Below are 26,005 nucleotides of genomic sequence, written 5' to 3'. Positions count from 1 at the left end.
CCCACCATGACCGACACGGTAAAAGTCACGCTGAATCGCAACAGCGTTGCGATGGGCGATGACGTCGAGTCCCATCGGGTCTTCTGGATCTTCCCCGGCTCGGCCACCGTCGACGATTTGCTCGTCGAAATCTCCCGCTACCTGCCGGGAGTTGCCGGACCGGTCGGGTGGTTTGTCGACGTCAACACCGACGATCAGCTGCGTCGCCGCGAGCTGGGGCTGATCTACACCCGCGACGACCTTCGGCAACCTGCACAGTTCTGCAGACTGGTGACGGGCAGTACGACATTGGGCGACCTGGCCCGGATGGCGAAGCTTCCGGACCTTGATGTGTACGCCCGGTACCTGACCTGGGACATGGGGCGCCCGCTCGCGTTGAGCGAGGTGACGGGCGGCCCCACCTACACCGGGGCCCAGCCGGCCAAGCTGGAATCGGAAGCCGCCGCACAAGCCAAAACGGACTGGGTTCTGGACCGCGAGCTGGATCGCCGCGCCGCGGCGGTCGCTGCCGCGCGGCGTGAGTGGATTCGCACCAACATCGTTTCGGGGAGCACGCCGCCACCCGGGACCGAGGTCTTCATCGCGCGGAACTTCCACTATTTGGCCGATCTGCACTGCCCGGCCAGCATGAATGTCGCCGCGCAGCTGCTGGGGACCGATGAAGCGCGATACAAGAACCTGGAAGAGACAACCGATTTCGATGCGCGCCCGGCGGTGGTGACGCTGGCGTTGGTGCTCGCGGCGTTTGAATGGAACACCACCCGCGGCAGCTGGCAAGCCGGCGGACGCCCATACCTCAAGCCGTATTTCGAATACCTCGCCGGTCGCGGCTACCGGCTGTCCCCGATAGAACACGTCATGGCCGGGCACATCACGGCCGCGCAATTGAAGTTCTCGGCGGACGACACCACCAGGCTGGACCGCATCCGGCAGTTGCGCAATCTGCAATACCAGCTGCGCATGAACCGCTATTACAACAAGACGCTGGCCGATGACCAGTATCGGACGGCGATCGCGTCTGTCCACGCCGAACTTTCGGAGCTCGGGGAGCTTCCCGGGCCGGTGTAGCCGTCTCTGCGGGTGAGCCGACTTCCCGGCTGGCCCCGGCCCGGCAGTGCTGCAGGTCGGCGCGCCCGAACCGGCTGGTCGAACTAGCCTGAGGCGCTGAGGATCTTGATCGCGAAAACGAGCGAGTCGCCCGGCCGGATTCCTGCGCTGGGCTGACCGTTCGGGTAGCCATCCGCCGACGTCATCGCGACGGCCACCGTGGAGCCGACCTTCTGTCCCGCGATGGCCTTCTGGAAGCCCGGCACCACCCCGCTGAGCGGGAAGTCGATCGGGGCGCCCCGCTGGTAGCTGCTGTCGAAGACGGACCCGTCACGCCCGTTGACCCCCATGTAGCAGACAGACACCGTGGCGGTGCCCGGCACCACGGGTCCGTCGCCGGCGTGCAGCGTATGGACCTGGGTCTGCGTGACGCTAAACGGTGTCGTCACGTCCACCCGCGGAGCGGCCGTATCCGTGGAACCGGTCACCGCGACGCTGCCCGTGGTTCCGGCCAGGGTCCAGTCGGGGGTGCCACCGGCCGGCGGTGCCGCGGTGGGGCATGAGCCGGCCGCGGTGGCGTCGTTCGACGCGGCGATCGCCAGAACACTCGCCGCGATGCAGGCCGCGACGGAGGAATACACCAGGGAGGACTTCACGGGCGTCACGCTACAGCCAGTGATTGCGCACGTTGGCGCTGCCCTCAGCCGGGTCGCGGGCGAGCGTGAAGGCTGACGAAGCGACTTCACTGCGAACCAAGCGGCCTTCTCGGGCTTTCGTCTATTCTTCAGATGCGCGCTGCTGTGGACCCGAAAAGTGCCGGCGGCCCGGCGGAACGGAGCGATCGAATGCCCTCACCTCGCTTGCTTGCCCCACTGGCCGTCGCGGTGGCGGCGGGCGCCGCCCTGGTTGGGAGCGCTGCCGTCGCGACCGCCACCACACCCCAAGACGAGGCATACCTCGCCCAATTGCGCGCCGTCGGCCTGTCGTGGCCGCCCCAGACGGAAGAGGCTCTCATCGGCGAGGCCCACCTCATCTGCTACGACCTCACCTGGGGTTGGACGCCACAACAGATCGCCGACGATGTCCACGCCCACCTGAACGCGAGGGGCGTGACGCTGTTAGACGTCGGAACCATGGTCGACGCCGCGCACTCGGTCTATTGCCCCGGCAACGTGTGCGACGCCCCCACACTTTGCACATGAGGGCGCGTAGGGCTCAGAACGCCCCGTCGCCCTAGCCTGTCGCGGGTGCACGGCACCACATCGACTCGCCGAAGCGACGGACCCAAGGGCAGCGGAAAGCGGCACGGACGGTCCTGTCCAGCAACGACCGAGAACACGCCAACAATGAGCAGAACTGCTCGTGAGGTGTGCCGTAGCCATATCCTGCTTGCAAGGCCACCCGACCGATCGAGGGGAACGGTGTCACTGACACGAAGGCGACGAGCGCTGGTCGTGTTGGCGACGATCGGCCTCCTCGTGTTCGCGGCGATGTTGTTCGGTGCCGGCGATGCCTCGCGTCGGGCGGTCATCGCCTCGGCGGGGACAGTCGTCGGGGGTGTATTCGCCGCCGGGTGCTCGATCAGCGCCGCGCGCACGTCTCGAAGCCGCCAACGGTTTGCATGGATCGTCATGTCGATCGCCCTGGCCGGTTGGACGGCCGGCGAAGCGGTGTGGTTCTACGTCGCCCTGGGTGGCGTTCTGCCGGCCGCGGATTTTTCGGCGGCGAACATGGGCTACCTCATCTTGCCGCTGTGCGCGTTGATCGCCGCCGTTGCGATTCCGAGTCGGGATGATTCCCGATTCGGCGTCGACCTCCTGCTCGACGGCATCCTCATCACCGCCTCGCTAGTGGTCGTCCTCGTCCTCCTGCCGCTGGGTCGCTCGGCGCACCCATCACAGTCGGTGAGCGTTCCGCGGATCTTGTTGGCTACCGCCGCGGGCGTATATGTCGGGCTGGTTGCGATGAGCTTCATCATCGTGAGGAAGGCCGAGACGGGCCGCAAGCTTTCCCCGACGCTGATGACACTGGGCTGGGGAGTCATTGCAGCGACCGGGGTGGTCCACGTCTACCAGGATTACGCCTACCAGTTGCCGAGTGACCTGGTCCTTCTTGGCTGGGCCGGCGGAATGTACTTCTTCGCACTGTCCGGTATCACCTCTCATCCGACGCCGGAACCCGACCTCGGGTTTTCGCGACCCTCGTCCAGGGCGTCACTGTGGCTGCCGTACCTGCCGGTGTTGCTGGCCATTGTCGTTGGCGCCGTACACTTTTGGCCCACATACCGGGGCGAGGCGTTCGTCTTCGTGGTTTGCGTGGTGCTGTTCCTCACCACCCTGATCCGCCACATCCTGCTGCTGGACCGCAAGCAACGCCTCCTTGTCGCGGTGACTGACGCGGCGCTGCGCGACCCGACAACGGGGTTGGCGAATCAGCGACTCTTCGACGATCGCCTTGCGCACGCGCTGCGCTTACACGTTCACCACAGCGTGCCGGTCAGCGTCCTGGTGGTGAGCGTCGACGATTTCAAGCTGGTCAATGACACGCTCGGTGAGGATGTGGGCGACCAACTATTGCGCGGCGTCGGCGAACGGATCCAGGCCAATACCAATGACAGTCACACGGTTGCGCGGATAAGCGGGAACGAATTCGCCGTCCTGGTCGAAGACCGTCCCGACGTGGCCGCGCAGGTGGCCAACGGTCTGGTCCGGTCTTTCGAGGAACCAGTCGACATCGAGGATCATCGCCTGGACGTTCGGGTGAGCATCGGCGTGGCCTCGGCCGGATCGGGACTCGCCGCCGCTCCGACGTCGGGCGATCTGATCAAACAGGCGGATGCGGCTCGCTCCTATGCCCAGCTGGCGAGCGCCACCAGTGTGCGGACCTTTGCCCCCGGAATGGACGCCCCGCTTGGCGGGTCGCCGGCATACGAGGGTGCCATCGCCCGACTGCAACTGCTCGGAGAACTGCGACGCGCCATCGAGAACGGCTCGCTCACCCTGCTATACCAGCCGAAATTCAGCATGTGGACCGGTTCCGTCACCGGGGTAGAGGCGCTCGTCCGCTGGCAACACCCGCGATCTGGCGTGCTGGAGCCTGACAAGTTCTTGCCTCTGGCCCGCGAACACGGGCTGATGGACGCCCTCACCGATCTGGTGCTGTCACGCGCCGTCGCCGATGCTGCCGCCTGGCAAAGTACAGGTGCCGCGATTCCTGTCGCGATCAACCTGGGGGCGCCGTCCGTCGACCAGGATTCGCTGCCCGATCGCATCATGTCCGTGCTCGACAACTACGGGATGTCGCCCAGTTCCCTCACGATCGAGATCACCGAGGATTTGGTGGTCGCCGACCTGGCGAAGGCGCGCACCGTGCTGAATCGTCTCCGCGAGAACGGTATCCGGGTGGCCATCGACGACTTCGGCAGCGGCTATGCCACCCTGACTTATCTGCGCGAGCTACCGGCCGATGAAGTCAAACTCGGCCACGAATTCGTCGCACCGATCCTGCATGACGACCGCGCCGCCACCATCGTGCGCTCGGTGATCGAGTTGTCATCGGGGTTTGACATCACCACCGTTGCCGAAGGCGTCGAAGACTACGAAACGGCCCATCGGCTCAAGGAATACGGTTGCGACGCCGTACAAGGGAACTTTTTCTGCCCACCGTTACCCGCGTCCGAGATCCCGCGGGTCCCCGCGAACTCGGCGCTCGCGGCGCAGTAGTTCGGCGGCGCGGGTCACCCGTTCTCCGTCGCTCCGTAGGCGGCGGCGATATCGGGGGAGCCCGGCCACCCCGAATAAGTCGGGCGCGAAGGCCACCCTTCCGGTGAATCCAGCCACTCCTCCTGCCGTCCCCAGGGCAGGATGTCGATCAGCCCGAACGTGTGGCTGAGTTGCTCGGTGCCTCGCCCGTTCGAATGCCACGTGCGGTACACGGTGTCACCATCGCGCAGCAACACGTTGACCCCGAAGCCCCCGCCGGGCGGCGCGTCCATGTCGGCGGCGAAGGAACTCTGCGACGACGAATACCACTCCATGCGGTTGCCGACCTTCCGCTGGTAGGCCAGGGCTTCCTCGATCGGTCCGTTGGTGACGATGACGAACCGGGCGTCGTAGTTGTCGAGGAAATCCAGCCGGGTGAATTGCGACGTAAAGCCTGTACACCCGCTGCACTGCCACTCCGCGCCGTCGGACCACATGTGGTGGTAGACGATGAGCTGCGAGCGGCCGCCGAACACATCGACCAGGCGGATGGGCCCGTCAGCGCCCACCAGCGTGTAGTCGACCAGTTCGACCATCGGTAGACGCCGACGCTGGGCGGCGATCGCGTCCAGTTCGCGGGTGGCGGCCTTCTCACGTTTGCGCAATCCATCGAGTGCGGCCCGCCAGGTTTGCTGATCCACGACTGGCGGCAAGGCCGTGCGTTCAGAAGACATCGGGTCCACCTTTTCCTTCGATTGGCTCTTCTCCTAGGGTCTGACCGGAGAAGTGCCCGGAATTCATCGCAGGACCGCCGTGGTCGCGGGAGCGTCGTCGGCGTGCACTGGGCTCTTGACCCCTTCGCCCCGCCTCGCTTCGATGAAGGTTAGGCACGAGGGGAGGCCCACGATGAGGACGTTGGTTCGCCACCTTGTCGTCGTCGCCATGATGGCGTTCGCGTCGACGGCAGCGGTGACGATCGCGACGCCAGCGGTGAGTTCGGCGGACTGCGCTGACAACGAGTGGTGGGACCCGACGGGCAAGGTATGCCGGCCACTCGGCGTCGGCCCGCAGCCTTTAGCGTGCGATCCGGGTCAGTGGTGGGACCCCACGGCTAATGTGTGCCGGCCTCTTGGCGTCGGGCCGCAACCGCTCGCGTGCGACAACGGCTGGTGGTGGGACCCCGGCGCCAACGTCTGCCGTCCGCCCGTGGTACCGCCGGCGGGCTAGTAGGAACGAATCGCTGGACCCACGATGCCGTAACCAATTGGGTTGCGGCGTCGGTGCGTCAACAATCGCCCGCACGCGGCTCTCGCGGGTCTACGATGTGGCCGTGGCGGACGTGACGGTGGCAATCTTCACGTTCACCAGGAACGAAGCAGTCGCCGTAACCGACTTGCTGGCAAGCCTTCACGTTGACCTACCGGTAGACGGCACAACGATCTGGACGCCGGCAGCGCCGGGCGGAAAAGTTCTGGAGGGTCGCCTGTCCGACGGCCGGACAGCCAGGGTGGAACACCATCCCCTCAGCGCCCAGGGGAATGTCGTGGCCGCGGCCGCTCTCAGCAGATCGACTCGGGAGAACCGGGCCGACTACTACCTCTTCTACGGCTGTTGCGGGACGGTCGACCCGAAGAATGTGGGTCAGGTGTTTCGGGCCGCGAGGGTGTCATACCTGTCGTTGGGAGTGGTGGTCGCCTCGCCCGACGGCGAGGTCGTCAAGCTGAAGAACAAGTGGATCGTCCGCACGCAGCCCGACGAGCAAGCTCCGCTCGAAGCGATCGAGATGCGGGCGGGGTCGGCAGGTGCTCCGGGCTCGGTGTCGGGTCTGGACCTTCCCGATGCGCACGTTCTGGCAACCGACAAAGTAATCAAGGTGTCACCAGGGGTCGCACCCGTGCCGATCGATTCGAGCGGTCCGGTCTACGCCAGGGAGGACTGGACGTATTCCCTGGCGCTGGCCCTGTACTCCGGAACGGCGACCCAGCCCGTGCTCGTCGACATGGAATCCTTCGGCATCGCTTCCGCAATGCGCTCGTTGGGCCTGTGTGAGCGAGTGCTCGTGCTGCGCGTGGTAACAGACGCCTTGAGTGACAAAGCAGATCAAAACGAGGAGGACCAACTCGACTTCCTGAGGGCAGGCTTGCCGGAGCTGGCCTCCGCGGTAGCGACCATCTTGGGCATCTCGACGACGCCCGAACGCAAACCGCGGGCACTCGAGGAAGTGGTGCGAAGGTTGCGGGCCGGCATCGTGATGGCGGCGCCCTCGACGCGCGACCCCAGGGAATCAGAACTGGTTCGTGTCGTCTCGGCCGCGTCGCTCGCCTGGGACGGGCAGCTCGACCGGGTTGATCGCTTCTCTCGTCCGCTCCTGCCATCGGGCGCCCAGATCGCAGAACGAGCCAACGCCGGCATGACAGCACGGCTTTTCTTAGAACAGGTGGCTTCCGATTTTCGACGCGTGGCATCCGTCGAACTCGATCTTCGGGAGGTGGAAGCACAACGTAGTTCGGACCAGGGCGCGGCGGCCCTGCAGCGCACAGGTGTGGTGAGCCGGCCGGTAGCCCCGTTAGCCGTCGGTCAATACCTTGCGTCCTATGAGCGTGACGCGGATGCGGACCTGGGGCGTGCGTTGGAGCCATGGATGCAGTCCGCGGACGCGGCTGACCGCGAATCGCAATGCGCCGCGTCATTCGGCGAAGTCCTCGGTCCCCTGGTTCACGTCGCATTGGGCACGGCGAACGACCACGCGTCGATGGTGCTGCCCGACTGGTCCGACGGAGTGGGGGAGTTGTGGTGCAAAGAGTTTCTGATAGCAGGGTCTGAGATCCTCAAAGACCCGGAATTGCTTGTCTCACAACAGATTTGAGTGAACAACCGGCACAAGTAGCAGCGACGCGCCTAATGGTGGCCTGCCGTATCGCTCTGCATCGAGTCGTCGGCGGCCAGGCCGCGCGCACGCTTGTTGGCGTACATGCGTTCGTCCGCCAAGCGCATGACATCCTGTACTCCCGCGGCAATCCCGGCGCCGAAATCCACCGGATCAGCAAACAAACGTGCGCTGGATGAGCTGCCTGGTTTGGGCTAGTGCGTCGGCCCTCGCCCGCCGGTGAACTCTCTGACGAGCAGCTGAAGGCGTTCCGAGTCGTAGCCGGGGCGTAGCCGTCCGGTAAGGGTGAGGCTGACCAGTCCGTGCAGTGCGGCCCACAACACCTCGGTCAGCGCGTCGGCATCCCGCTCATCGGCGACCAGGCGGACCGCGTGACGCAGCTCGGCGAACGCTGCTGCCAGCTGAGGCGGTGTGTCTTGGGCGGCGAAGCGCAACGTGGTCGTGCGGGTGAACATCGCGTCGTATACCGCCGGGTTGTCGCGGGCGAAGTCGAGATAGGCCTGGGCGATCCGGGTGAGGGCGTCGGCGGCCCCACCCGCGTCCGAGCGGGCGGCCCGAATCGCGTCTGCGAGTTCGCCGAATCCATCGACGGCGACGGCGTCGGCGATCTGCTCCATGCCGGTGAAGTGCTTGTACAACACAGGCTGGCTGTATTCGATTTCGGTCGACAGCCGGCGGGTGGTGACGACGTCCCAGCCTTCGGCCTCGGCCAGCCTGCGGGCCGTGGTGACGATCAGCCGCCGCCTGGCGGCGCGCTCACGCTCACGACGATCTTCGAGGGCCATGCCCGAATGGTAGCACGACTAGAAAATCTAGCATTGCTATTGACGCCGACCGGCGGAAGGGTTAGCGTCGCTAGCAGTTGCCGGTGAGAGGAGATCGAAATGGACTTGGGTTTCGTCACGCGTGCTGTCGCACTGATCGCGGTGCTGGGCACCGCGGTGGTCTACGGCACCGATGTGTTCTGCGCGATCGTGTTGCGGCCGGCGTTGGCGGCGATCGACAACGACGCGTTGGTCGCGGTCATGGGGAGGGTGCATCGATACGGAGATCGGCGAATGCCCGTGCCCGGCGTACTCGGGATCGTCGCCGCCGCGGCGAGCGCGGTGCTGGCCATCGTCGCCGCGCACTGGCCGCAGGCGATTGCGGCGGCCGCCGCACTGGTGTTGCTGTTGGTCTGGCTTGGGCTCTACACACAGGTCAGCGCGCCCATCAATCGACGACTGACAGCGGCCGCCGACGCCGGACAACCACTCCCGAGCGGGCGCGTGCTGCAAGCGAAGTGGGACTCGGTCATCGATGCCCGCGCGGTGCTCCAGGGTCTGGCCGTGGCCGCCCTGTGCGTCGCGCTAGCGATCTGACGGGCTCATAACCGGCCGGGTTCGACTGAAGGAGAACCGAGTTCGATGTTTCAGCTCAGGATTTACACTCTGCGGTCGCCAGCAGCTCTGGAGCAGTATGCAACGGTGCACTGGGCCCGCCATCTCGCGACCTTCGAGACCTTCGGAGTGACCACTTCCGGTGTGTGGACCGAGCAGAGCGGCGGCTCAAACCGGCTCGTCGCGCTGATCCGCTACCCACCGGGCGCAGACCCCGAACAACTCACACGCCACATCATGGCGAGCCCGGAATTCGCCGCCGACATGGCCGGCTTCGACGTCGGTGACATCGTCGACGTCCAGACGACACTGCTTGACCCGACCTCGTTTTCACCAATTCACTGACCAAACCCACAGGAGTGCTCGACATGACCGTCACCATCATTGGCTACACGCTCGCCGGACTGCTCGCGGCGGGCATCATCTTCATCGGCGCACGCTTCCTCGTCGCGCCGCGTGTCGCCGCCCCCGGCTACGGGGTGCTGCCCGATCCGGACCAACCGGGTGCGGGCCAACCGGGTGCGGGCGCGTATTTGAGCGCCAAAGGCGTGCGCGACATCGCCTCGGGGCTAGTCGTCGTCATTTTGATGGTCGCGGGCGCGACCCACCTGGTCGGCTGGGTGATGTTGGCGGCCACCATCATTCCGGTCGCCGACGCGGCCATTGTGTTGCGCAACGGCGGCTCCAAGTCGATCGCCTGGGGCGTCCACGGCGTGACCGCCGCCGTCATGCTCGTCACGACCGCGCTGCTGCTCGTCTCCTAACGCGGTGGGCCGCGGCGGCTGCCGGAGCAGTGCACGACGGCGAGCGCTGAGTCCCCTTTGAGGTTTGGGTGTCAGTGCTCGTCGTAATGTCCGTCGTGCACAGCGTGCCGACAGCCGTCATGCACGTAGTCGACGTGGTCCCCGTGGGGGATCGCGACGTGGCCACATCCGTCGCCGTGCCGGTGATCGTGGTGCTCGTGCACCGTGTGGCCGGCCGGCTCGCATTCGTCGTAGTGGTTCTCGTGCTGCCGATGAACATGACCGTCGTGGACGTAGTCGACATGGTCACCGTGCGGGATCGCGACGTGACCGCATCCCGCGCCGTGTACGTGTTCGTGCTGAAGGTGCTCGTTGTGCAGTGTGCCGGTCATTGTTTTCATCACCGCCCGTACCGAAATTGAATTCGCGCGCTATTGGTGCGACCGAGAGCCCCACTGTAACCCCGGACTCGTGCACGACGCCAGGCATGGCCGTAAGTCATCTGCCCGCTGAGCCGGCCCGCGGTGACGCTTGGATCCAACGGCGTGGGGCGCTCGTTGGAGGGCTGCCTCACGAAGTGCCGCTAGGCCTTTCGGCGCGATGCACCTTTACCCGGCCGCGACGCCCAGGGGCGGTTGCAGGGGCGGTTGCACGCTGGTCGTGGGGAGGCATCCGGTAGCTGTTACTGCAGTAAATGCGAGGACCGCGGCAACGACGACCTTTGTGGCTAGACGTGACATGACGACTCCGTTCATCCGGCCCCTGTCCAAACCGTAGATGAATCGAAGCATTATTTCAATACCCATTGAAATAGAGCGAACTTGCGGGCATAGTCCTACAGAGAATTCAGCCGCGGAGCGCGCCAATCGTGGCGAATGCGAACGAGAAGGGTAGTCGCTTGACGTCCGAGGTTGCGCCGGTCAAGGTCGCGCGAGCCGTTGAACAGGTCCGTCATCGCCTGTCACGGTTGCGCCAACGGTTCGCTCCGCCTACAGCGGTGATGATGGAGTTGATCCTGAATGCGTGGGTTGCTCAAGCGATTACGTCCGCCGCGGATCTCGGCGTGGCGGACGCCCTGGCGGATGGCCCGCTGTCCGCTGAGCAGCTGGCGAACCGAGTCGGCGCGGACGCCGACGCCCTGAGTCGGCTCATGCGCGCGCTGATCGGCATCGGGATTTTCTGCCAGTGCAGCGATGGGCGTTATGCACTCACCCCGCTCGCGGACACTCTGTGCACCGATGCGCCCGTGTCAATGGCCGGGATGGCGCGGTGGGTTGGGTCGCCCCAACATCGCGAGCACTGGAGCCACCTGACCGACGCGATCCGGACCGGGAAAGCGGTGGTCCCCGAGCTTCGCGGCAAACCGGCCTTCGAGTACCTGGCTGAAGAAGCGGAGCTAGGGGAGATTTTCAACTCGGCCATGACCAACGTGTCCGAGTTCGCGACCGTGCCCGTGACCGCGGCCTACGACTTCAGCGCTTTCGGCACGATCGTCGATGTCGGCGGGGGACACGGTCGGCTGCTGGCGGCGATCCTGGAGACGGCCCCGAATTCGCGTGGTGTGCTGTTCGATCTTCCGCAGGTCGTGGCGGACGCTCCCGAATTGTTTCGCAAGTACGGTGTCGACGACCGCGTCCGGATCGACGAGGGTTCGTTTTTCGATTCCGTGCCGGAGGGCGGCGACGCGTATGTGCTCAAGAACGTCATCCACGACTGGTCCGAGGAAGACGCGGTCCGCATCCTGAAGAACGTTCGCATCGCGACCCGCACCGGCGCGCGACTGTTGCTCTGCGAGTTTGTCATTCCCGACCACGACCGCGATTTCCACGGCAAGTGGGTGGACATCGAAATGCTGGTCGTCGCCGGCGCGCGCGAACGCACCGCGGACGAATATGGTCGGCTTTTCAGCCGAGCCGGCTTCCGGTTGAACCGCGTCGTCGACACGGTATCGCCGCTGAGCGTCGTCGAGGCGACCGCGGTGTAGTCGACGCATCGACCGCCGCATCGGCGCGTGGCCGGCTTACTGCGACGGCAGATCCAGCCCCAACTCCTCGGCGGGGATGGTCAAGAAGCGGTGCACTGCGGGCCCCACCAACCGAACCACCTCATCAACCCCGAGCGTCGATAGAGGCGGCACACGCATGATGTATCGCAGCATCGCGGTGCCGACGAGGTTGGTCGCGGCCAGCATCGCGCGCAGTCGCGCTTCTTCACCACCGCCCAAGGTGCTGGACACCGCGGTGAACAGATAGTCGTGCAGGAAACCGCGAAATGCATCGTTGGCATCGCTGTTCGTCGTCGCGGACTGGACCATCGACGCCATGCTCGCGGCCGTATCGGGTTGCTCCCAGAGGCCAAGGTAGGTCCGCACCACGCGGCAACCCAAGTCGTCGTCCTTTCGGGCGAGCTCAGTCGTGAGCAGGTCAGACGGCAACACCAACTTCATCGACTCGCGAAACAATGCCGCCTTCGAGCCGAAGAGATAGAGGACCATCGACGGATCTACTCGCGCATCGTCGGCAATCACCCGCAGCGTCGTCTTGTCATAGCCATGCATGGCGAACTGCCGCTTTGCCGCGCGAAGGACCGCGTCGCGCGATACCGGCTCGCCTTGGCGTCTACCGCGGCGCTTCACCATCTTCCCAGGTGACGACACGGGCGAACCATATCATTTCAATAACTATTGAAAAGGTGACACGGCGGATGTACGCTCCCCGTGAGAGTTATTCTATGGCCGTTGAAAAGTCCTCGAGTGGCTCTTGAACCAGCCACCGCCCGTCCGCGGAGAGGACTGACGAGATGGACTTCGCGTCGCTGCCTCCGGAGGTCAACTCCGGGCTGATGTATGCCGGGCCCGGGTCGGGGCCGATGCTGGCGGCCGCGGCAGGTTGGGACGCGTTGGCCGCCCAGCTGGAATCCACCGCCAGCGGCTACGCGGCCGAGTTGGCCCGACTGACCGGCCAGGCATGGTCCGGCCCCTCGTCGGCGCTGATGACGGCCGCGGCCACACCCTATGTGGAGTGGCTGTCTATTACCGCCGCTCAGGCTGCGCAAACCGCCGCCGAGGCCTACGCGGCGGCGGCGGCCTACGAAGCGGCGTTCGCAATGACGGTGCCCCCGCCGGTGATCGCGGCAAACCGGGCGCAGTTGATGGCGTTGATCGCGACCAATTTCTTCGGACAGAACACCCCGGCGATCGCGGCCACCGAAGCCCAGTACATGGAGATGTGGGCGCAGGACGCCACAGCGATGTATGGATATGCCGCCGCGGCCGAGACGGCGAGCAGCTTGGCGCCGTTCGACGAGCCGCCGCAGACGACCAACCCGGCAGGGCAGGGCGCCCAGGCCCAGACCGTGGCGCAGGCCGCCGGCAACGCCGCCGGCGCGACACAGCAGATCGCCTCGACCAATGCGACGATGCACACCCTCAGCTCCACCACCGCCGACACCGTCGGGCCCGTCGTTCCGGGCCAAACTGTCACCGTCGCGCCGGGAGACACCATCGCCGTCGGGGCCGATACCGGCATGTACCTCAACAGCGGGTCGATCACGATCACCGGGACCGGCACCAACCTCATCAGCTTCGGCACCGTAATCGTCAACCCCGGCAGCACGATTCACACGATTATCGACTGCTCCGAGGGCGGTGTCTTGATCCCCGCGGGCGTCAACGTCACCGCCGGCTCGAGTCCGATCGTCCTTGCCCCCGGATCGTTCCAGGAGGTTCTGGTCAGTCTCGTCAACGGCTCCGCCACGCTCCCCGTTGTCGGCACTGAACAGGTCGCCGTCCAGACCTTCGCAAACACCGCAACCGCCATCGCCGGCCCCGCCGGCGCGTCCATCACCAACGTCTTCGGGACCGTCAGCGTCACCACCGTCACGCCCATCCCTAGCTCGTCGAGCGCATCAGGGGCCCCCGTCGCGGTCGGCCTGGCGTCCCCGGGCCTCGCGGGTACCGCAGGAATTCAGCCTCAACTCAACGTGGATGAGCTGTTGGAATGGGCTCAGACCGTTTCCGGTGCCGACCTGAGCGGCAACCTGGTGGGTGCCGGTTGAGGGTAGGAGAGTCGTGGTAGGCCGCGGGGATCCGTGCCGCCGACCCGCCGGTCATTCCAGAAAGGTTGCCGGGACACACCTTCCAGCAGACGCTGATGGCAACGGTGATCCGCCCACCCGTGCTCATGTCAACCCAATCCTCGACTTCGAATCATTAGTCGGGACGACCCGCCCGATAATCGGCAAACGAAACCTGTTTGTGTGCAATCGGATTAAGCCATTGCTAACGCTCACCGTCTGCAATTCCGCCGCGTTTCCCGGACTTTGCGGTTAGGCGGGTCCGTCGGCGGGAACAGACGGACGGGTGGTAACGGGACTATTCCGACCTGCGACCATTCGGCTGGCCGGTCTGCAAATTTGCCGGTGAAACCGCGTGCAGTAATCCTGCAATAACGGTCCAGCCATCAGATTGTTCTGTCAGGATATTGAGCGTCAACGCCGCGGGCTGGAGGGGGCGCGTTGCCGTTTGGGAGTCGTCGCCTGTGTCGCGGGCTATCTGTGGTCGTCGTCGCCGCGGCGGGGTTCAACGCGCTCGGGCTGTGGGGAGTCGCAACGGCGCAACGTGTGCAGTTTGTCCTCGAAGCAACGATCTGTTTCGGCGCGTTACTCGTTGGGCTTGCCGTCACGCGCCGGGTGACCGGCCTGTGGCGGTGGTGGCGGGTCGCGCTCCTCGTGGCGATCGCTACCTTTTTGACCGCCGAGTTTCTTTCGTGGCTGAGTCGAGCCGAGGACCGCGCGGCAACCGCGCCGCAACCAGCCGTCATCGGCTACTTTCTCGCCGGACTGTTATTCGGCACCGCGATGGTGCTTCTCGTGCGTGCCGGCAACCATGCCGGCGATAGAACATCGCTACGGATGTGGCCGGGGGTCATCACCACCGTCCTCGATGGCTCGCTGGTGACCCTGGCATTTTGCCACTTGGTGTACGTCGCCCGTCTGGGCGCCATGGGCGGCGCCGCGCTGCCGCGGTCGACGAATTCCGCAGTGGTCTTCGGCATCGCCGCTGTTGAGCTCGTCGTGGTGGTGGCCGCAGTTCTTGTTGCGATGTGGTATCCGCCGTATCGGCCCGGCCGGGCGAACTACATGCTGCTTGCAGCCGCGGTGATTACCCTCACCTCCTCGGACAGGCTGCTGGCCTACCTCCGGAGCGTCGGAGTGACGACGCTCGACCTGTGGATCGGCACCGGATTCGTCATCGCGCCGGTGTTGATCACGTGGAGCCTGCTTGAACTGCCACCGCGGCCCCGACCGCCCCACGACGAGATGGAACAACCCACCAACTGGGCGCAGCTGACGCTGCCTTACGTGGGCTTCATGGGCAGCACCGCACTCCTCGCGTTCCACGTGCTCATCGGCCGAATGGTAGATCCGATCTTCGTCAGCACTTATCTGGCGATGGCGCTGCTGGTCGCGACCCGCTACGTGGTGGCGATGCGTGTACAGCGGATGTTGACCGAACAGCTCGTCGACGCCAAGCGCCGACTTGCACACCAGGCCCACCACGATGCATTGACCGGACTACCGAATCGATTGTTGTTGGCGCAGCGGCTGGACGAAGCGATACACGATGGGCCGTTCGTCTTGATCTTCGTCGACATCGACGACTTCAAAGAGGTCAACGACCGATTCGGGCACGCCGCCGGCGACGAGCTGCTATGCGCGATCAGCGAGCGCCTAGGGCGTTGCCTCCGCCCCGGTGACACGCTGGCGCGGATCGGGGGAGACGAGTTCGCCATCCTGATCCCAGGTGGTGTCGAGGCACCCGAGATCTTCGCCGACACGCTACGGGTGGCGTTACGGAGCCCGTTCTCGGTGCAGGGGAGTTCGGTGCGGGTGCGCGCCAGCATGGGCCTGGTTAGCCCCGTATGTGATGGCCTCCCGCCGACGTCTGACGACCTGCTCAGGCAGGCCGACATCTCGATGTACACCGGTAAGCGGCTGGGCAAGGACACCGCCGTCGTTTACCACCCGGCATTCAGCGTGTCGGAAGATTTTTCGACGGCGCTCCGGCACGCGAAGGGGCGCATTCCGGAGGGCTTTCGGCTGAAGTATCAGCCGGTGGTGTCTCTCCCACAAGGCGTCCCCGTCGCGGTAGAGGCGCTTGCCCGGTGGACAGCACCAAGCGGGATACAGATTCCTCCGCAGACATTCGTTTCCCTGGCCGAAGCGAATGGCATGGGGGCCCAACTCGATGCCATGGTGCTCGATCTGGCCTGCGCAGAGATCCAGGCCGCCGGCCTCCATCTGGACCTCCACATCAATGTCGGTGCCGCACGACTTGGCAGCGTTGAATTCGAACATGTCATCAGCCGCACGCTGAGGCGACACCGCTTATCGCCGCGCCGGCTAGTCCTGGAAATCACCGAGACGGTTCCCGTCGTTGACCTCGCCGACGGGGCGGCCGCGATCAGACGGTTGTCCGAATTGGGCATCAGGGTGGCCTTGGACGACTTCGGCGCGGGCTACAACTCGCTGACGTACCTTCACGAATTGCCCGTGCAAATCGTGAAGCTCGACCGCGGCCTCGCAGTGGGCGTCGCGCCGGGCCGAAACCTGACGTTGTACCGGTCGGTCATCGGTTTGTGCGAGGCGCTGGGGCTCGACGTGATCGCCGAAGGGATAGAAGTAGTCGAGCAGGCCGAAACGGTTTTCAAAGCCGGATGCCTGTTGGCACAAGGTCACCTATTCGGGGCGGCATCCGAGCTCGTCGATATCGCCATATCTTCTAGCGCCACCTAAGAACCGGGCAACACGTCACCGATTACCGCAACAATCAGGCATTCCAAGTTCCGGATACCCGGCTCAATATGCTTGTTGGGCGGGGCATTTCGATTTCGCCATTATTCTGCGTTGCCGAGCTGCTCAGGCGGGGCAGGCGCGCGCCAAGGCGGCCATCTCGTCGCCAAACTCATGGTTAACCTCACCCGCCGCTTTGGCCGATGGCGGCAATTTCACATTCAGCGGGTCTTGTCTGGCCAGCTCGTCGTTCATCGGGTTGGCGTCTTTCATGAATTCTCGCGCCAGCGCCGCAGCCCGTTGCGCGTGGGCCGACAGGCCAGGTTCGGTCACCTGGTTGGCGCGCTCCTGGAGACCGTCGCGCCATGCCCGGTAGTCGGCGTCAGTGGGTATCGAGTCTTGCTCGTAGGAGCCCGGCGGGGCGAACCGCAGAAGATCTCGACACCGTCCGACGTGACCGCTTCCACGTGCGGAAGTGCCAGCGCAATTTAGCGGGGGAGTCATGGCCGCCGACCGGTAGCGTTACGCGGCATGACCGACTCCGTCGTCGTCAGGGTCAAACCCGGCAGTCGCAAGGGCCCCCTCGTCGAGGTTGGCCCGGATGGTGAGCTGACCATCTACGTTCGGGAGCCAGCGGTTGATGGCAAGGCCAACGATGCCGCCACCCGGCTACTCGCAGCCCACCTTCAATTGCCCAGAAGCCGGGTCGAATTGACATCCGGAGCGACGTCGCGGCTCAAACGTTTCCGCGTGAGCCGCTGAGGGCAGCACCCTCGTACGTCGTGTCACATACCGCCGTCCTATTCCGTCTAGCGAGCAGAGGCAAGGAAGCACTGTCGGAAGGGCGGCATCATGAATCGATTGAGTACACCGGCGCAGACCTACCTGATTGCGGTGACAGCGGCCGTAGGGGTCGCCACCGCGGGGATCGGGATCTGGTGCCTCGTCGATCCGAATTCGTTCGCCGATGCCGTCGCATTTGATGCGCACCGCCACTTCTTGCATGACGTGGGCGCGTTCCAGGTCGGCCTGGGCCTCGCCCTGCTACTCGCCCTGATTTGGGCGGATGCGCTGGCCACGGCGCTGGCCGGATTCCTGGTGGCGAACACCGTGCACACGGTGAACCACATTGTGGACCTGGACGTGGGTGGCTCCGTCGGCCAGGCGTGGGCGCTCGGTGTGATTTCCGTTGCCCTGGTTCTGGCACTCGTGCTGCGGTTACGTCAGCTCGGATACGTCCTGGGCGCCGTTGGCACGGCGACTAGTCCGCCGTTGGCGCCATTCGTGCGCCAAAAGACGATCAGCCTCACGACCTTTCGCAAAGACGGCACGGCCGGCTCCAGCCCGGTCAGCATCGTGGTAGACGGGGATCACGCGTATTTTCGAAGTTTCGAACGGGCGGTCAAGGTGCGCAGGATTCGCCGCAATCCCAGCGTCGAATTCTGCCCGGCAACGGCATCGGGCAAGCCCGTGGGATCCGCGCTATCTGGGCGCGCACGTCTGCTAGAGGGCGCTGAATACCAGAAGGCGGCACGTCTGCTGCGGCAGAAATATCCTTTTCTGCATGGCGTGCTGGTGCCTTCGGCGCACCGGCTCTTGCGGTCCAAGTTCGGCCGCACCATACACGCGGAGCTGACTCTGCTTTCTGAATCGCCGAGCTAGCACCGTTGTGGTCACCTCTCCTCGGCGCGGATCGGAATTGATTCGCCAGATGAATCACCGGCTCTTCTGGGCCGCGAACATGGCATCGTCCGGTAACGCTGTGGTGCAGGGTATTTCTGCACAATTCAAGCGCCCACTCCCGCCCCACGGCGAGGTGGCGTAGCGGTAAGGGCGCCGTCAGCCGAGCATGGTTGGCGCGGAGCACGACTCTGTGCTGTGACCGTTAAGGATCGTTACCGAAATCGTGATTTTCGCACTCGTATCATTGGATTTACGCGAGATCCGCAAACGACGCCGATCGGCATCCGCGAGCCTAGGGGGCTGATATGACGACCGCAATCGCCGCGCACGAGCCAGTCGAGAAAGACGCGGTCGACGCGCATGACGATGTCACTTTGGCGGTCGCCAGGGTCAACGCCTTTGCCTGTCGCGGGGAAACTGTTCTCGCCGAATTGAAGCCGCGCTGGCGCGCCACCGAAGAAGAGATCTTGCGCGCGGCGATCACGGTGATTTTGGTAGCCCTCGTGGCGGTGATCGGCGTCGCCGCGGGCGCGATCTTGACAATGGGCTAGCAGCGGATACGGCACGTGGCCTTAAACCCGCACGAGAGAACTCGATCAGGGGGCCACAAGTCATCGGCATGGCCGAACAGCTTGAAAAGTGCTGCAGCACAAAGTTGATAATCCGCCGTATTCGAGTCCTACATACCGCCCCCGCGTGACGTCGCCGGGGGAGAGGACGTCAAGGCCTCGTCATGAGACAAACTGCGCCCAGCAGATGCGGACCATCGTTGAAGTCAGAGCTGTGTCGAAAACCGCTGCTGTCCAAGAATTTTGAGCGGATCGAAATACCCCGGGTAGGGACGCGCGGTCGAGGCGGGTCTCATTTCAAAAGATGAGAACGAAGTAGTTTGCTGGTAACCCGAGACGCTGACGGGATGTGGGCCGATCGAGGATGAGGGGTTGTACTGTATCCAGGCGACTTTCGGAGGTTCACGATGACACAACCCGACGACGACACCTGGGGTCCGGCCACCAGGGTGGGAACTACGGCCACCATGGCGGCGGCGGCCAGGGCCATCGCCACCAGGGATAAGGTCATCGACGATCCTTTCGCCGAGCCGTTGGTGCACGCCGTCGGTGTGAGCTTTCTGACCCGCTGGGCTACCGGTGAGCTCCTCGCCTCGGATCTCGACGCCGAGGGCAGCCCATGGGGCCTGGCGCAGATGCCCGCATCGATTGCGGCCCGCACGCGGTACTTCGACGAGTTGTGTGCCGATGCCGCGGCAGCGGGCATCCGCCAAGCCGTAATTCTCGCCTCGGGCCTTGATTCCCGCGCCTACCGACTGGACTGGCCCGCAGGGATGACGGTGTTCGAGATCGATCAACCGGCTGTCATCGAGTTCAAAACCACGACCCTGGCCAAGCTCGGTGCCAAACCAAAAGTTGACTTGCGCACGGTCGCCATCGACCTGCGCGACGACTGGTCTACGGCACTGGCGACAGCGGGTTTTGACACCGGGAGGCCCGCGGTGTGGATCGCCGAAGGCCTATTCGGCTATCTGACACCGGAGGCCCAGGATGGGCTGCTCGACACGGTCACTGCGCTGAGCGCGCCGGGTAGCCGACTCGGGAGTGAGGCTGTGCCGAATACCGCCGACATGGACCCCAACGCAGCGCGCGAACGCATGCGCGAGGCGACGGCCAAGTGGCGTGACCACGGCTTCGAACTCGACTTCGACATGATCGGGTTTGAGGGTGAGCGCCACGACGTGGGGGCGTACCTGGATGCACACGGCTGGACGTCGGTCCCAACTCCGATGGCCGCGCTGCTCGCTCGCCACGGGTTAGGGGCGATCGCGCAGGCCGACGATGATCGACAGACGATGAATGGGGTCACCTACTACAGCTCAACGCTGAGCACAGACCGTTAGCGTTAGCGGCAACTCCCATCCCGCCGGCCCGCGCGATCAGGGACCCGGTGGTTGAGCCGGCCCTCAATTACCGCTCGGCGTGGCGATTCTCGCGCGGGATCGCACTTTTCCGCAGAATCGGAAAACTTAGACCTCGGATGCCGAGCTGCGTCAGCGGGGCATCGCGAGCGGAATCAAACGCGTTGCGGGGCAAAGGATTGGACAGCCTGGACGAGCTCGTCGGCCGCCTCCCAGTTCAGCAGGTGTCCGGCGTCGGGCACCGAGACCAGCCGCGCTCCGGGAATGCCCTCAACGAGCCGGCGTGAATGGCTGAGTGGTGTCGTGCGATCGGCGGTGCCGACCATCACCACCGTCGGTGTCGTGATCTCGCCCAGCCGCGGATACCGGTCCTCACGCGAGAACGCCCGCACGATCGGCAGTAGCGGCCCGTGCTCCTGCATGTGCTTGTTGAAGAATTCGACGAACACCGCGATCATGGCCGGCGACGGGCGCGCTCCGCATTGCGCGGCACCGAACAGCGTCGCGACAGTCTCGTTACGCATCAACCGCTGAATGATGCCGAGTTGCAGCAGGGGGATCTGCAACCGGTTCTGCGGCGCCTCGTCCAGGATGCGGCCCGCCCAGGTGGCGAACAAGATGAGACCGCGCAGGCGGGCCGCCAAGCCGACGTGATCGAGCATCGCGCGGATGGTGACGAACCCGCCCATCGAGTGGCCAACGAGGACCGCGTCGCGAAGATCGAAATGCTCTGCGACGGCTGCCAAGTCGGCCGCCATGGGCTGCGATCCAACTCCATCGGAACCGAGGGTCGAGTGCCCGTGGCCGCGCTGGTCGAAGGCGATGACCCGAAACCCGCGGGCCTGCAGTTCATCCCACACGAGGTTCCACTCCAGGACGTTGGCGCTGTAGCCGTGGACCAAGAGCACGGGCGGGCCCTCGCCGGCCACCAATGCATGCAGCTCGGTACCGTCGGGGCGAGGGATCGTGACGCGCTCCCCGGTGGGTTCGACGACCAGCCGTTCACGGGGGAAGGGGTCGGGGTTTCGCCCGATGCGAGTGGTGATTTCCCGCGCGGCGGCGCAGCCCACCACGCCGGTGGTCCCGAGCGCGACCCCCGCCACCAGCCCAGTTCTCACGCGCAGATCCTTCCACCGGGCAGCGTGGCCCGCCGTAGTCCACATCGGGTGCTTCGCATAAAGGTATGCCACATTGGTGCGGCATCCGCACCCACCGTCGTCGGTGTTGTCGCTGCTGGCGTGCCTCAGCTTCGTCGATGCCTGCGTTCTGCGGTGAAATGCGGCTTTCTTTCAGACATTGGTTGCAACTTTGAATAACGCCCGGAATTGGGGGCACGTCGGTATCGTAATTCCGCAACCCTGACGCGCGGCTGGGAACGGGGATGAATGTGGAGAGCCTGGTTCAGACACTGGCCGCGTCCATGGATCCAGTGTCTTTGATGGGTCGCGTCGCGGAGCAGGCTTGCGCGTTCATGCAGAAAGCCGATGGAGCGGCCGTTACCCTGCTTCGCGCCTCCGACAACGCCTACGTGACCGTTTCCGGACACGGCGTGCTTGCGAGTACGCCGGGTTTCGTAGTGCCCAAACAGAACAGCTTTCAGGGTCTCGCGGCGCGTGAGAAACACCCCAAGTTGATAGCCGATGCGCTTGTAGACCGCCGACTGTCACCACGAGTTCGCGCGATGAACAAACAATGGGGGACTCGGTCTTGGGCCGCGATTCCCCTGATGTACAACGACGAAGCCATCGGTTCACTGCTGCTGGCCGCGACAACCCCCGGTGCGTTCACTGACGCTGATGTCGACGCGATGCTCGACATCAGTGAGTTCGTTTCCGCCGTGATCGGCGCCCAATCACAACTCTCAACGCTGCTGACCCACGTGATGACCGACAGCGAGGATCGCGGGCAGCGCGCCCTCACGGCGCGATTCATCGCTTCGGTGATGTTGCCCGAAGCAGTGGAGACCGAGGAGTTGCGACACCGCCTGGACGAACTGCTGGCACAGCCGAGCGCTCTCAGCGCGGTCTTCCAACCCATCATCCATCTGGCAAGCGGGACGACGACGGCCTACGAAGGGTTGATACGTTTTCCCGCATCGTCGGAGTTCACCCCAACACAATGGTTCAGCGCTGCCCGGCGCCTGGGCCGAGGTCTCGAATTAGAACACGCCGCTATGCACACCATCCTGAGTGCTGCTCGCCGCATCCCCAGTGATTGCCCAGTCGCCGTCAATCTGAGCCCGAGCGCCGTGCTGGAACCGGCGATTCAAGACATGCTGGCGGCCCAGGACCGGGCGTTGATCGTGGAAATCACCGAGCATGAACCGTTTCCCGATGACCTTGGCCCGGGTCTGAAACCTCTGCGCGATCGCGGCATACAGATGGCAGTCGACGATGCCGGCGCCGGATACGCCAGTTTCACCCAACTGCTGCGGCTGCGTCCGGACATCATCAAGATCGACGGGGAGTTGATCGCCGGCATCGACGACGATCCCGTCAAACGTGCGTTGGTGACCGCACTGAACGCGCTGGCATCGGAGCTGCACGCCAAGCTAGTGGCCGAGGCTGTGGAGACAGCCAGCCAGCTCGAGACACTGACTCGTCTCGGTATCGAATACGGCCAAGGCCTTTACCTGGGGCCACCTCAACCAGGGGCTCAGCCATACCAAGTCAAAGTGCGTTAGCCGGAGCACGTGCCGCCGCATCTTCAGTGCGACGCCCAGCGCAAGGCCGACTGTTCTCGACCGTTTCACTCCCCGTGTCCGACCTATGTCCAGAGACGAGGCGATCAGTCTAGATAGGAGATGCAATGCCAGCACACAGGTCGCTCGCGAGGTTCAACCGTCGTGCCACTAACCGAGTTGTTGGCCAGCTGGCGCCGTGGCTGCCGGGATTCGGGGTCGTGGTGCACACCGGGCGCAATTCCAAACGCGAATACCGTACACCCGTAAATGTTTTCAGGGTGCCTGACGGCTATGTGATAGCCCTGCCCTTTGGGCCAGAGGCTGACTGGGTGCGCAACGTCATCGCCGCAGGAGGATGCGAACTTCGTGTGCGGGGCGGCCGGATAAAGCTCGCATCACCCGAACTTTTGCACGATGAACAGCGGCGACACGCGCACCCCGTAGTCCGAGGGATCCTTCGGTTCGCCAATGTCACCGACTTTCTCCGGCTACGCTTCACTAGCCCTCCGACACCCGCAGCGACCTAGTCGCGGACACCACGGGTAATCCACTTTTACGGGCGGATCCGATCGAACGTGTGAGACGAAGGCCGCGCGTGGCGCGTGCGTGGGCAGGCCTTCAGTAGGGTAGATCCGTAAGTCTGAACAATGCGCGTGTCCTCGTCATCGGCGGCACCTCCGGCATCGGCTTAGGCGTAGCGTCCGCTGCGGGGGACCGCGGCGCCATACCCATTGTGGTTTCACGGCATGAGTCCAGCGTCGCTCGCGCGCTGGCCCAATTGCCCGAAAACGCCCGCGGCGCAACGGTCGACCTCACTGACCATGCGGCGATCGAGCAGCTGGCCGCTGACATCGGCGACATCGACCACCTCGTCTACACCGCCGGCGACTCGGTCACGCTGGCGCCGGTCGCCGATCTCACGCCGGAGATGATCACCGCTTTCTTTCAGAGTGGCCACCGATTGCTGCGGCGCTGATCGTGGACAGCTCGAGCCAAGCGCACCTAGCCCGGCCAGCGTCGCGATAGCTTGTCGGACGCCCACGCCGGCCACGTCGGTGCGCCAATGACCGTGCCCGCGGTCAGTTGGGCGACAATTCGGGGCCCGTCGAGGCGTGAATTGTCGTAGATCGTTGCGGTGTCGGCGATCTCGATCGCATTGGCCACCAGTTGCCATAATCGGCGGTGCCGTTCACGGATCTTGCCCTCGGGGACGTCGTGACCGCCGTGGAGGACGCGCCGCCGCACGCGTTCGACGGCGAGGCCCTCGGGAATCAGCATCACGTGCAGAGCGATGACGTAGCCCGCATCGTGGGCGGAGCGGATAAGGTCCAGCTTCGACGGATGGGAGAAGACGGTCTCGGCGATGAACGACACGCCAGCCTCGATCAGCTTGGCGCGGGTATCCGCAGCGATCCGCGCTGCATCGTAGGCGTGCGCAGCTGGATCATCGGGCCAACGCTGCTTGGCGATCTCATCGGCATTGACGAGAACGCTGCGTGGCAGCAACGGCGCCAACGTGAACGCGATGAACGTCGACTTACCAGCGCCGTTCGGGCCGACGACGAGGTCGAGCCGCCTCACCGGCGCCTCGCGAAGTCATGGCTCATCCGTCGACGTCGACCACCGAGGTGGTTCCGTCGGGCCGGTACTCGACTATCTCGCCGTCGTCGTTGAGCGCGACCGTCGTGATGCCGCGCGCTGACAGCAAGTCACCGTAATGGGCGGTGGCTAGCGACTCCTCGATAGCGGCCGAGATCTCCGCGTTGAAGACGATGCCCTCATCCTCGGACAGGTGGTTCGTGTCGAGATCACCGGCTAGGGCGGCCTCGACACGGCGACGCGAGGCCGTTTGATGGCTCGACACTGCCCGGCCCACCCGAGCCCAATGATCGAGTTGCTGCTTGGCCGACCGGCTCTGGCGAGCACCCTCAGCAGCCGCGCTGTCCACAAGGTCGGCGGCAACCCTGGTGACGCGGTCGGCGACGTTGGTCATGTCCGCACCTCCTGTAGCAGGATGCTACGCCTTGTAGCGGAATGCTACAAGGCGCAGACTACTCGCTAACCCGAATGCAGTAGTCCTGTTGAACTCACGATGGCCCGAGGCGGGATGGCTCAGGCGGCGCGGGGACGACTTGACCTGCTTGCCGAACTCGACTCAGCCGATGCTGTTCGCTGCATCAAGCCCGATCTCGCATCAGTGGGCATGCTAAAGGCGCGCGGCCTAGTCGTCACCGCACCTGGAGAGACGGATATCGACTGCGGCTATATCGATGTGCACCTAAACGGCGATCGCGTCGATCTAACCGGGGGAGCGGTAACCATCACGCGCGGCGATGTAATGGTCTGACCGCCGCCGCGAGGCTACGGCCTGGCGAATCCCGACCACTTCGCTGACGTCATCGCTGACCCGCGGCCGGCGGCTGCTCTATCGGTTGGTTTGGACCGGCACGATCTGGGTGCGGGCGATGGCGGCGTCGCGCTCGGCGGCCAGCGCCGTGCGCCGTGGATCAGCCATGTAACCATCCATCGCCTCCTGCGACGCCCATTCGAACAGCTGAATCTCCAGCGGCCAGCGACTTGAGCCGTCGGTACGGTCCCGGCGCAAAACCTTCCCGTTGTGTTCAGGAACCAGCGCTAGGACGGTGTCCTCGTAGGCAGATAGGGCTTCATCCATACCCGGGCGCGGCCACAGAAATACGTACATCGTCAGCGACGCATTCCGAGTCTGTGCGTTGACCGCGGGGCGGCTACTCATGTGAAGACCTTACGGGCTGGCCGGGCTGGATCCCGCCGCTGTGCGCCGTACTCTACTGGTAACCCTCCATATTCGATTCGTGCATATTCCTCGAAACGCGTCTCCGGCAGGGGAGCGGCGCGGCGAAACGGAAGGCTTCATTACGGTCGGCTATTGCCGCGCTCACAGCCGCGGGCGCGGCGGCCGTAACTGGACTGTGTGTTGCGCGGTGCTGAGCTGAATCTGGCGACCAGCGCGGCATCTACGGCAATTACCCGCCCGCGGTCTGACTTAGTGCCAGCGCAGCGGCAAACTCGACAGCCGGACCGCGTCCTCGAGGATAACCGGAGGCACGGACTCAGCATCTAACACGAACGCGGGGATAGTGCGTAACCATTCGCTGACCAACACAGTCAACGCTGTTTT

At 64.7% G+C, this 26,005-nt stretch carries 31 protein-coding genes; 19 read left to right on the top strand and 12 right to left on the bottom strand.

What is annotated here, in order from left to right; genetic code table 11:
* Positions 1-6 precede the first annotated feature (6 nt).
* Entirely contained in the window at positions 7-1,068 is a 1,062-nt protein-coding gene (locus tag A9X04_RS01245; protein WP_067916965.1) for a hypothetical protein, read from the top strand.
* An 83-nt stretch (positions 1,069-1,151) separates the two neighbouring features.
* Here A9X04_RS01245 and A9X04_RS01240 read toward each other — a convergent pair whose 3' ends face one another.
* Positions 1,152-1,703, bottom strand: coding sequence for an FKBP-type peptidyl-prolyl cis-trans isomerase (locus A9X04_RS01240; RefSeq protein WP_369828905.1), 552 nt, complete (start codon positions 1,701-1,703; stop codon positions 1,152-1,154).
* 189 nt (positions 1,704-1,892) lie between these two features.
* On the opposite strand from A9X04_RS01240, the gene A9X04_RS01235 reads away from it, so the two are divergent.
* Together A9X04_RS01235 and A9X04_RS01230 are read left to right on the top strand one after the other, a co-directional pair.
* Positions 1,893-2,249, top strand: a complete 357-nt coding sequence (locus A9X04_RS01235) for a DUF732 domain-containing protein (protein ID WP_067916961.1) — start codon at positions 1,893-1,895, stop codon at positions 2,247-2,249.
* A gap of 252 nt (positions 2,250-2,501) precedes the next feature.
* Entirely contained in the window at positions 2,502-4,769 is a 2,268-nt protein-coding gene (locus tag A9X04_RS01230; protein WP_067916959.1) for a bifunctional diguanylate cyclase/phosphodiesterase, read from the top strand.
* Positions 4,770-4,783: 14 nt separating this feature from the next.
* On the opposite strand, the gene A9X04_RS01225 is transcribed toward A9X04_RS01230, so the two are convergent.
* A complete protein-coding gene (locus A9X04_RS01225; RefSeq protein ID WP_067916957.1) occupies positions 4,784-5,482 on the bottom strand; it encodes a DUF899 family protein in 699 nt (232 codons plus the stop codon).
* 63 nt (positions 5,483-5,545) lie between these two features.
* The gene (locus A9X04_RS30765) at positions 5,546-5,764 is read right to left on the bottom strand and encodes a hypothetical protein (RefSeq protein WP_197508976.1); all 219 of its coding nucleotides are present in this window, start codon (positions 5,762-5,764) and stop codon (positions 5,546-5,548) included.
* On the opposite strand from A9X04_RS30765, the gene A9X04_RS31235 reads away from it, so the two are divergent.
* Both A9X04_RS31235 and A9X04_RS01215 read left to right on the top strand, forming a co-directional pair.
* On the top strand, positions 5,694-5,975 hold the full coding sequence (locus A9X04_RS31235) for a hypothetical protein (RefSeq protein ID WP_369804366.1): 282 nt from the start codon (positions 5,694-5,696) through the stop codon (positions 5,973-5,975). The two genes, A9X04_RS30765 and A9X04_RS31235, sit on opposite strands and share 71 nt — an antisense overlap.
* A 103-nt stretch (positions 5,976-6,078) precedes the next feature.
* Complete coding sequence (locus A9X04_RS01215) at positions 6,079-7,614, top strand: hypothetical protein (protein ID WP_156764169.1); 1,536 nt, start codon at positions 6,079-6,081, stop codon at positions 7,612-7,614.
* A 32-nt stretch (positions 7,615-7,646) separates the two neighbouring features.
* Here A9X04_RS01215 and A9X04_RS30185 read toward each other — a convergent pair whose 3' ends face one another.
* Positions 7,647-7,784 (bottom strand): hypothetical protein, encoded by a 138-nt coding sequence (locus A9X04_RS30185; RefSeq protein ID WP_197508978.1) that lies wholly within the window; start codon positions 7,782-7,784, stop codon positions 7,647-7,649.
* A 45-nt stretch (positions 7,785-7,829) separates the two neighbouring features.
* Positions 7,830-8,420, bottom strand: coding sequence for a TetR/AcrR family transcriptional regulator (locus A9X04_RS01210; RefSeq protein ID WP_067916953.1), 591 nt, complete (start codon positions 8,418-8,420; stop codon positions 7,830-7,832).
* A gap of 99 nt (positions 8,421-8,519) precedes the next feature.
* Between A9X04_RS01210 and A9X04_RS01205 the strand changes: the two genes are divergently transcribed.
* Genes A9X04_RS01205 through A9X04_RS01195 form a run of 3 tightly spaced genes read left to right on the top strand, consistent with a single transcriptional unit; the run spans position 8,520 to position 9,778 of the window.
* The gene (locus A9X04_RS01205) at positions 8,520-8,996 is read left to right on the top strand and encodes a DUF1772 domain-containing protein (RefSeq protein ID WP_067916951.1); all 477 of its coding nucleotides are present in this window, start codon (positions 8,520-8,522) and stop codon (positions 8,994-8,996) included.
* 45 nt (positions 8,997-9,041) lie between these two features.
* On the top strand, positions 9,042-9,359 hold the full coding sequence (locus tag A9X04_RS01200) for an NIPSNAP family protein (RefSeq protein WP_067916949.1): 318 nt from the start codon (positions 9,042-9,044) through the stop codon (positions 9,357-9,359).
* A 23-nt stretch (positions 9,360-9,382) separates the two neighbouring features.
* The gene (locus A9X04_RS01195; protein WP_067916983.1) at positions 9,383-9,778 is read left to right on the top strand and encodes a DUF4267 domain-containing protein; all 396 of its coding nucleotides are present in this window, start codon (positions 9,383-9,385) and stop codon (positions 9,776-9,778) included.
* A gap of 71 nt (positions 9,779-9,849) precedes the next feature.
* Here the strand turns inward: A9X04_RS01195 and A9X04_RS31230 are convergent, their stop codons facing one another.
* Positions 9,850-10,149, bottom strand: coding sequence for a hypothetical protein (locus A9X04_RS31230; protein WP_082974737.1), 300 nt, complete (start codon positions 10,147-10,149; stop codon positions 9,850-9,852).
* Between the two features lie 506 nt (positions 10,150-10,655).
* Between A9X04_RS31230 and A9X04_RS01185 the strand changes: the two genes are divergently transcribed.
* Entirely contained in the window at positions 10,656-11,741 is a 1,086-nt protein-coding gene (locus tag A9X04_RS01185) for a methyltransferase (RefSeq protein WP_067916945.1), read from the top strand.
* Between the two features lie 36 nt (positions 11,742-11,777).
* Here the strand turns inward: A9X04_RS01185 and A9X04_RS01180 are convergent, their stop codons facing one another.
* Positions 11,778-12,395 carry a TetR family transcriptional regulator gene (locus A9X04_RS01180; RefSeq protein ID WP_067916944.1) on the bottom strand — a complete coding sequence of 206 codons (618 nt, stop codon included), beginning with the start codon at positions 12,393-12,395 and terminating at the stop codon, positions 11,778-11,780.
* Positions 12,396-12,556: 161 nt separating this feature from the next.
* Between A9X04_RS01180 and A9X04_RS32010 the strand changes: the two genes are divergently transcribed.
* Both A9X04_RS32010 and A9X04_RS01170 read left to right on the top strand, forming a co-directional pair.
* Positions 12,557-13,813: a PPE family protein gene (locus A9X04_RS32010; protein WP_156764168.1), complete on the top strand. Its 1,257-nt coding sequence runs from the start codon at positions 12,557-12,559 to the stop codon at positions 13,811-13,813.
* A 498-nt stretch (positions 13,814-14,311) separates the two neighbouring features.
* Complete coding sequence (locus A9X04_RS01170; RefSeq protein WP_231985631.1) at positions 14,312-16,552, top strand: bifunctional diguanylate cyclase/phosphodiesterase; 2,241 nt, start codon at positions 14,312-14,314, stop codon at positions 16,550-16,552.
* Positions 16,553-16,675: 123 nt separating this feature from the next.
* Here A9X04_RS01170 and A9X04_RS01165 read toward each other — a convergent pair whose 3' ends face one another.
* On the bottom strand, positions 16,676-16,882 hold the full coding sequence (locus tag A9X04_RS01165; protein WP_067916939.1) for a hypothetical protein: 207 nt from the start codon (positions 16,880-16,882) through the stop codon (positions 16,676-16,678).
* A gap of 198 nt (positions 16,883-17,080) precedes the next feature.
* On the opposite strand from A9X04_RS01165, the gene A9X04_RS01160 reads away from it, so the two are divergent.
* The 4 genes from A9X04_RS01160 to A9X04_RS01145 all read left to right on the top strand — a co-directional run bounded on the left by A9X04_RS01160 (position 17,081) and on the right by A9X04_RS01145 (position 20,144).
* A complete protein-coding gene (locus tag A9X04_RS01160; RefSeq protein WP_067916937.1) occupies positions 17,081-17,311 on the top strand; it encodes a DUF167 domain-containing protein in 231 nt (76 codons plus the stop codon).
* Positions 17,312-17,398: 87 nt separating this feature from the next.
* A complete protein-coding gene (locus A9X04_RS01155) occupies positions 17,399-18,211 on the top strand; it encodes a PPOX class F420-dependent oxidoreductase (RefSeq protein ID WP_067916935.1) in 813 nt (270 codons plus the stop codon).
* Between the two features lie 326 nt (positions 18,212-18,537).
* On the top strand, positions 18,538-18,783 hold the full coding sequence (locus A9X04_RS01150) for a hypothetical protein (protein WP_067916933.1): 246 nt from the start codon (positions 18,538-18,540) through the stop codon (positions 18,781-18,783).
* 425 nt (positions 18,784-19,208) lie between these two features.
* Positions 19,209-20,144 carry an SAM-dependent methyltransferase gene (locus A9X04_RS01145; protein WP_067916931.1) on the top strand — a complete coding sequence of 312 codons (936 nt, stop codon included), beginning with the start codon at positions 19,209-19,211 and terminating at the stop codon, positions 20,142-20,144.
* Positions 20,145-20,317: 173 nt separating this feature from the next.
* On the opposite strand, the gene A9X04_RS01140 is transcribed toward A9X04_RS01145, so the two are convergent.
* A complete protein-coding gene (locus A9X04_RS01140) occupies positions 20,318-21,280 on the bottom strand; it encodes an alpha/beta fold hydrolase (RefSeq protein ID WP_067916929.1) in 963 nt (320 codons plus the stop codon).
* 263 nt (positions 21,281-21,543) lie between these two features.
* On the opposite strand from A9X04_RS01140, the gene A9X04_RS01135 reads away from it, so the two are divergent.
* The 3 genes from A9X04_RS01135 (at position 21,544) to A9X04_RS01130 (ending at position 23,821) form a co-directional block, all read left to right on the top strand.
* Positions 21,544-22,845 carry an EAL domain-containing protein gene (locus A9X04_RS01135; RefSeq protein ID WP_067916928.1) on the top strand — a complete coding sequence of 434 codons (1,302 nt, stop codon included), beginning with the start codon at positions 21,544-21,546 and terminating at the stop codon, positions 22,843-22,845.
* A gap of 125 nt (positions 22,846-22,970) precedes the next feature.
* Complete coding sequence (locus tag A9X04_RS29320) at positions 22,971-23,372, top strand: nitroreductase family deazaflavin-dependent oxidoreductase (RefSeq protein WP_082974733.1); 402 nt, start codon at positions 22,971-22,973, stop codon at positions 23,370-23,372.
* A gap of 113 nt (positions 23,373-23,485) precedes the next feature.
* On the top strand, positions 23,486-23,821 hold the full coding sequence (locus A9X04_RS01130) for an SDR family NAD(P)-dependent oxidoreductase (RefSeq protein ID WP_082974731.1): 336 nt from the start codon (positions 23,486-23,488) through the stop codon (positions 23,819-23,821).
* A 26-nt stretch (positions 23,822-23,847) separates the two neighbouring features.
* Here the strand turns inward: A9X04_RS01130 and A9X04_RS01125 are convergent, their stop codons facing one another.
* Together A9X04_RS01125 and A9X04_RS01120 are read right to left on the bottom strand one after the other, a co-directional pair.
* Entirely contained in the window at positions 23,848-24,426 is a 579-nt protein-coding gene (locus A9X04_RS01125; protein WP_067916926.1) for a zeta toxin family protein, read from the bottom strand.
* Positions 24,427-24,448: 22 nt separating this feature from the next.
* Positions 24,449-24,838: a hypothetical protein gene (locus A9X04_RS01120; protein ID WP_067916924.1), complete on the bottom strand. Its 390-nt coding sequence runs from the start codon at positions 24,836-24,838 to the stop codon at positions 24,449-24,451.
* A gap of 114 nt (positions 24,839-24,952) precedes the next feature.
* Between A9X04_RS01120 and A9X04_RS29315 the strand changes: the two genes are divergently transcribed.
* Positions 24,953-25,192 (top strand): hypothetical protein, encoded by a 240-nt coding sequence (locus tag A9X04_RS29315; protein ID WP_082974729.1) that lies wholly within the window; start codon positions 24,953-24,955, stop codon positions 25,190-25,192.
* A gap of 78 nt (positions 25,193-25,270) precedes the next feature.
* Here the strand turns inward: A9X04_RS29315 and A9X04_RS01115 are convergent, their stop codons facing one another.
* Positions 25,271-25,600 carry a hypothetical protein gene (locus A9X04_RS01115; RefSeq protein ID WP_231985629.1) on the bottom strand — a complete coding sequence of 110 codons (330 nt, stop codon included), beginning with the start codon at positions 25,598-25,600 and terminating at the stop codon, positions 25,271-25,273.
* Between the last annotated feature and the right edge of the window lie 405 nt (positions 25,601-26,005).

The organism is Mycobacterium sp. E3247 (assembly GCF_001667785.1).
Taxonomy (GTDB): domain Bacteria; phylum Actinomycetota; class Actinomycetes; order Mycobacteriales; family Mycobacteriaceae; genus Mycobacterium.
This window is presented reverse-complemented; position numbering and strand designations above follow the sequence as displayed.

Coding starts and splice junctions, on each gene's coding strand:
- A9X04_RS01120 (WP_067916924.1), bottom strand. CDS start 24,838: ATGACCAACGTCGCCGACCGCGTCACCAGGGTTGCCGCCGACCTTGTG.
- A9X04_RS01150 (WP_067916933.1), top strand. CDS start 18,538: ATGACGACCGCAATCGCCGCGCACGAGCCAGTCGAGAAAGACGCGGTC.
- A9X04_RS01245 (WP_067916965.1), top strand. CDS start 7: ATGACCGACACGGTAAAAGTCACGCTGAATCGCAACAGCGTTGCGATG.
- A9X04_RS01135 (WP_067916928.1), top strand. CDS start 21,544: ATGAATGTGGAGAGCCTGGTTCAGACACTGGCCGCGTCCATGGATCCA.
- A9X04_RS31230 (WP_082974737.1), bottom strand. CDS start 10,149: ATGACCGGCACACTGCACAACGAGCACCTTCAGCACGAACACGTACAC.
- A9X04_RS32010 (WP_156764168.1), top strand. CDS start 12,557: ATGGACTTCGCGTCGCTGCCTCCGGAGGTCAACTCCGGGCTGATGTAT.
- A9X04_RS31235 (WP_369804366.1), top strand. CDS start 5,694: ATGGCGTTCGCGTCGACGGCAGCGGTGACGATCGCGACGCCAGCGGTG.
- A9X04_RS01210 (WP_067916953.1), bottom strand. CDS start 8,420: ATGGCCCTCGAAGATCGTCGTGAGCGTGAGCGCGCCGCCAGGCGGCGG.
- A9X04_RS29315 (WP_082974729.1), top strand. CDS start 24,953: ATGGCTCAGGCGGCGCGGGGACGACTTGACCTGCTTGCCGAACTCGAC.
- A9X04_RS01200 (WP_067916949.1), top strand. CDS start 9,042: ATGTTTCAGCTCAGGATTTACACTCTGCGGTCGCCAGCAGCTCTGGAG.
- A9X04_RS01145 (WP_067916931.1), top strand. CDS start 19,209: ATGACACAACCCGACGACGACACCTGGGGTCCGGCCACCAGGGTGGGA.
- A9X04_RS01160 (WP_067916937.1), top strand. CDS start 17,081: ATGACCGACTCCGTCGTCGTCAGGGTCAAACCCGGCAGTCGCAAGGGC.
- A9X04_RS01180 (WP_067916944.1), bottom strand. CDS start 12,395: ATGGTGAAGCGCCGCGGTAGACGCCAAGGCGAGCCGGTATCGCGCGAC.
- A9X04_RS29320 (WP_082974733.1), top strand. CDS start 22,971: ATGCCAGCACACAGGTCGCTCGCGAGGTTCAACCGTCGTGCCACTAAC.
- A9X04_RS01235 (WP_067916961.1), top strand. CDS start 1,893: ATGCCCTCACCTCGCTTGCTTGCCCCACTGGCCGTCGCGGTGGCGGCG.
- A9X04_RS01115 (WP_231985629.1), bottom strand. CDS start 25,600: ATGAGTAGCCGCCCCGCGGTCAACGCACAGACTCGGAATGCGTCGCTG.
- A9X04_RS01205 (WP_067916951.1), top strand. CDS start 8,520: ATGGACTTGGGTTTCGTCACGCGTGCTGTCGCACTGATCGCGGTGCTG.
- A9X04_RS01195 (WP_067916983.1), top strand. CDS start 9,383: ATGACCGTCACCATCATTGGCTACACGCTCGCCGGACTGCTCGCGGCG.
- A9X04_RS01225 (WP_067916957.1), bottom strand. CDS start 5,482: ATGTCTTCTGAACGCACGGCCTTGCCGCCAGTCGTGGATCAGCAAACC.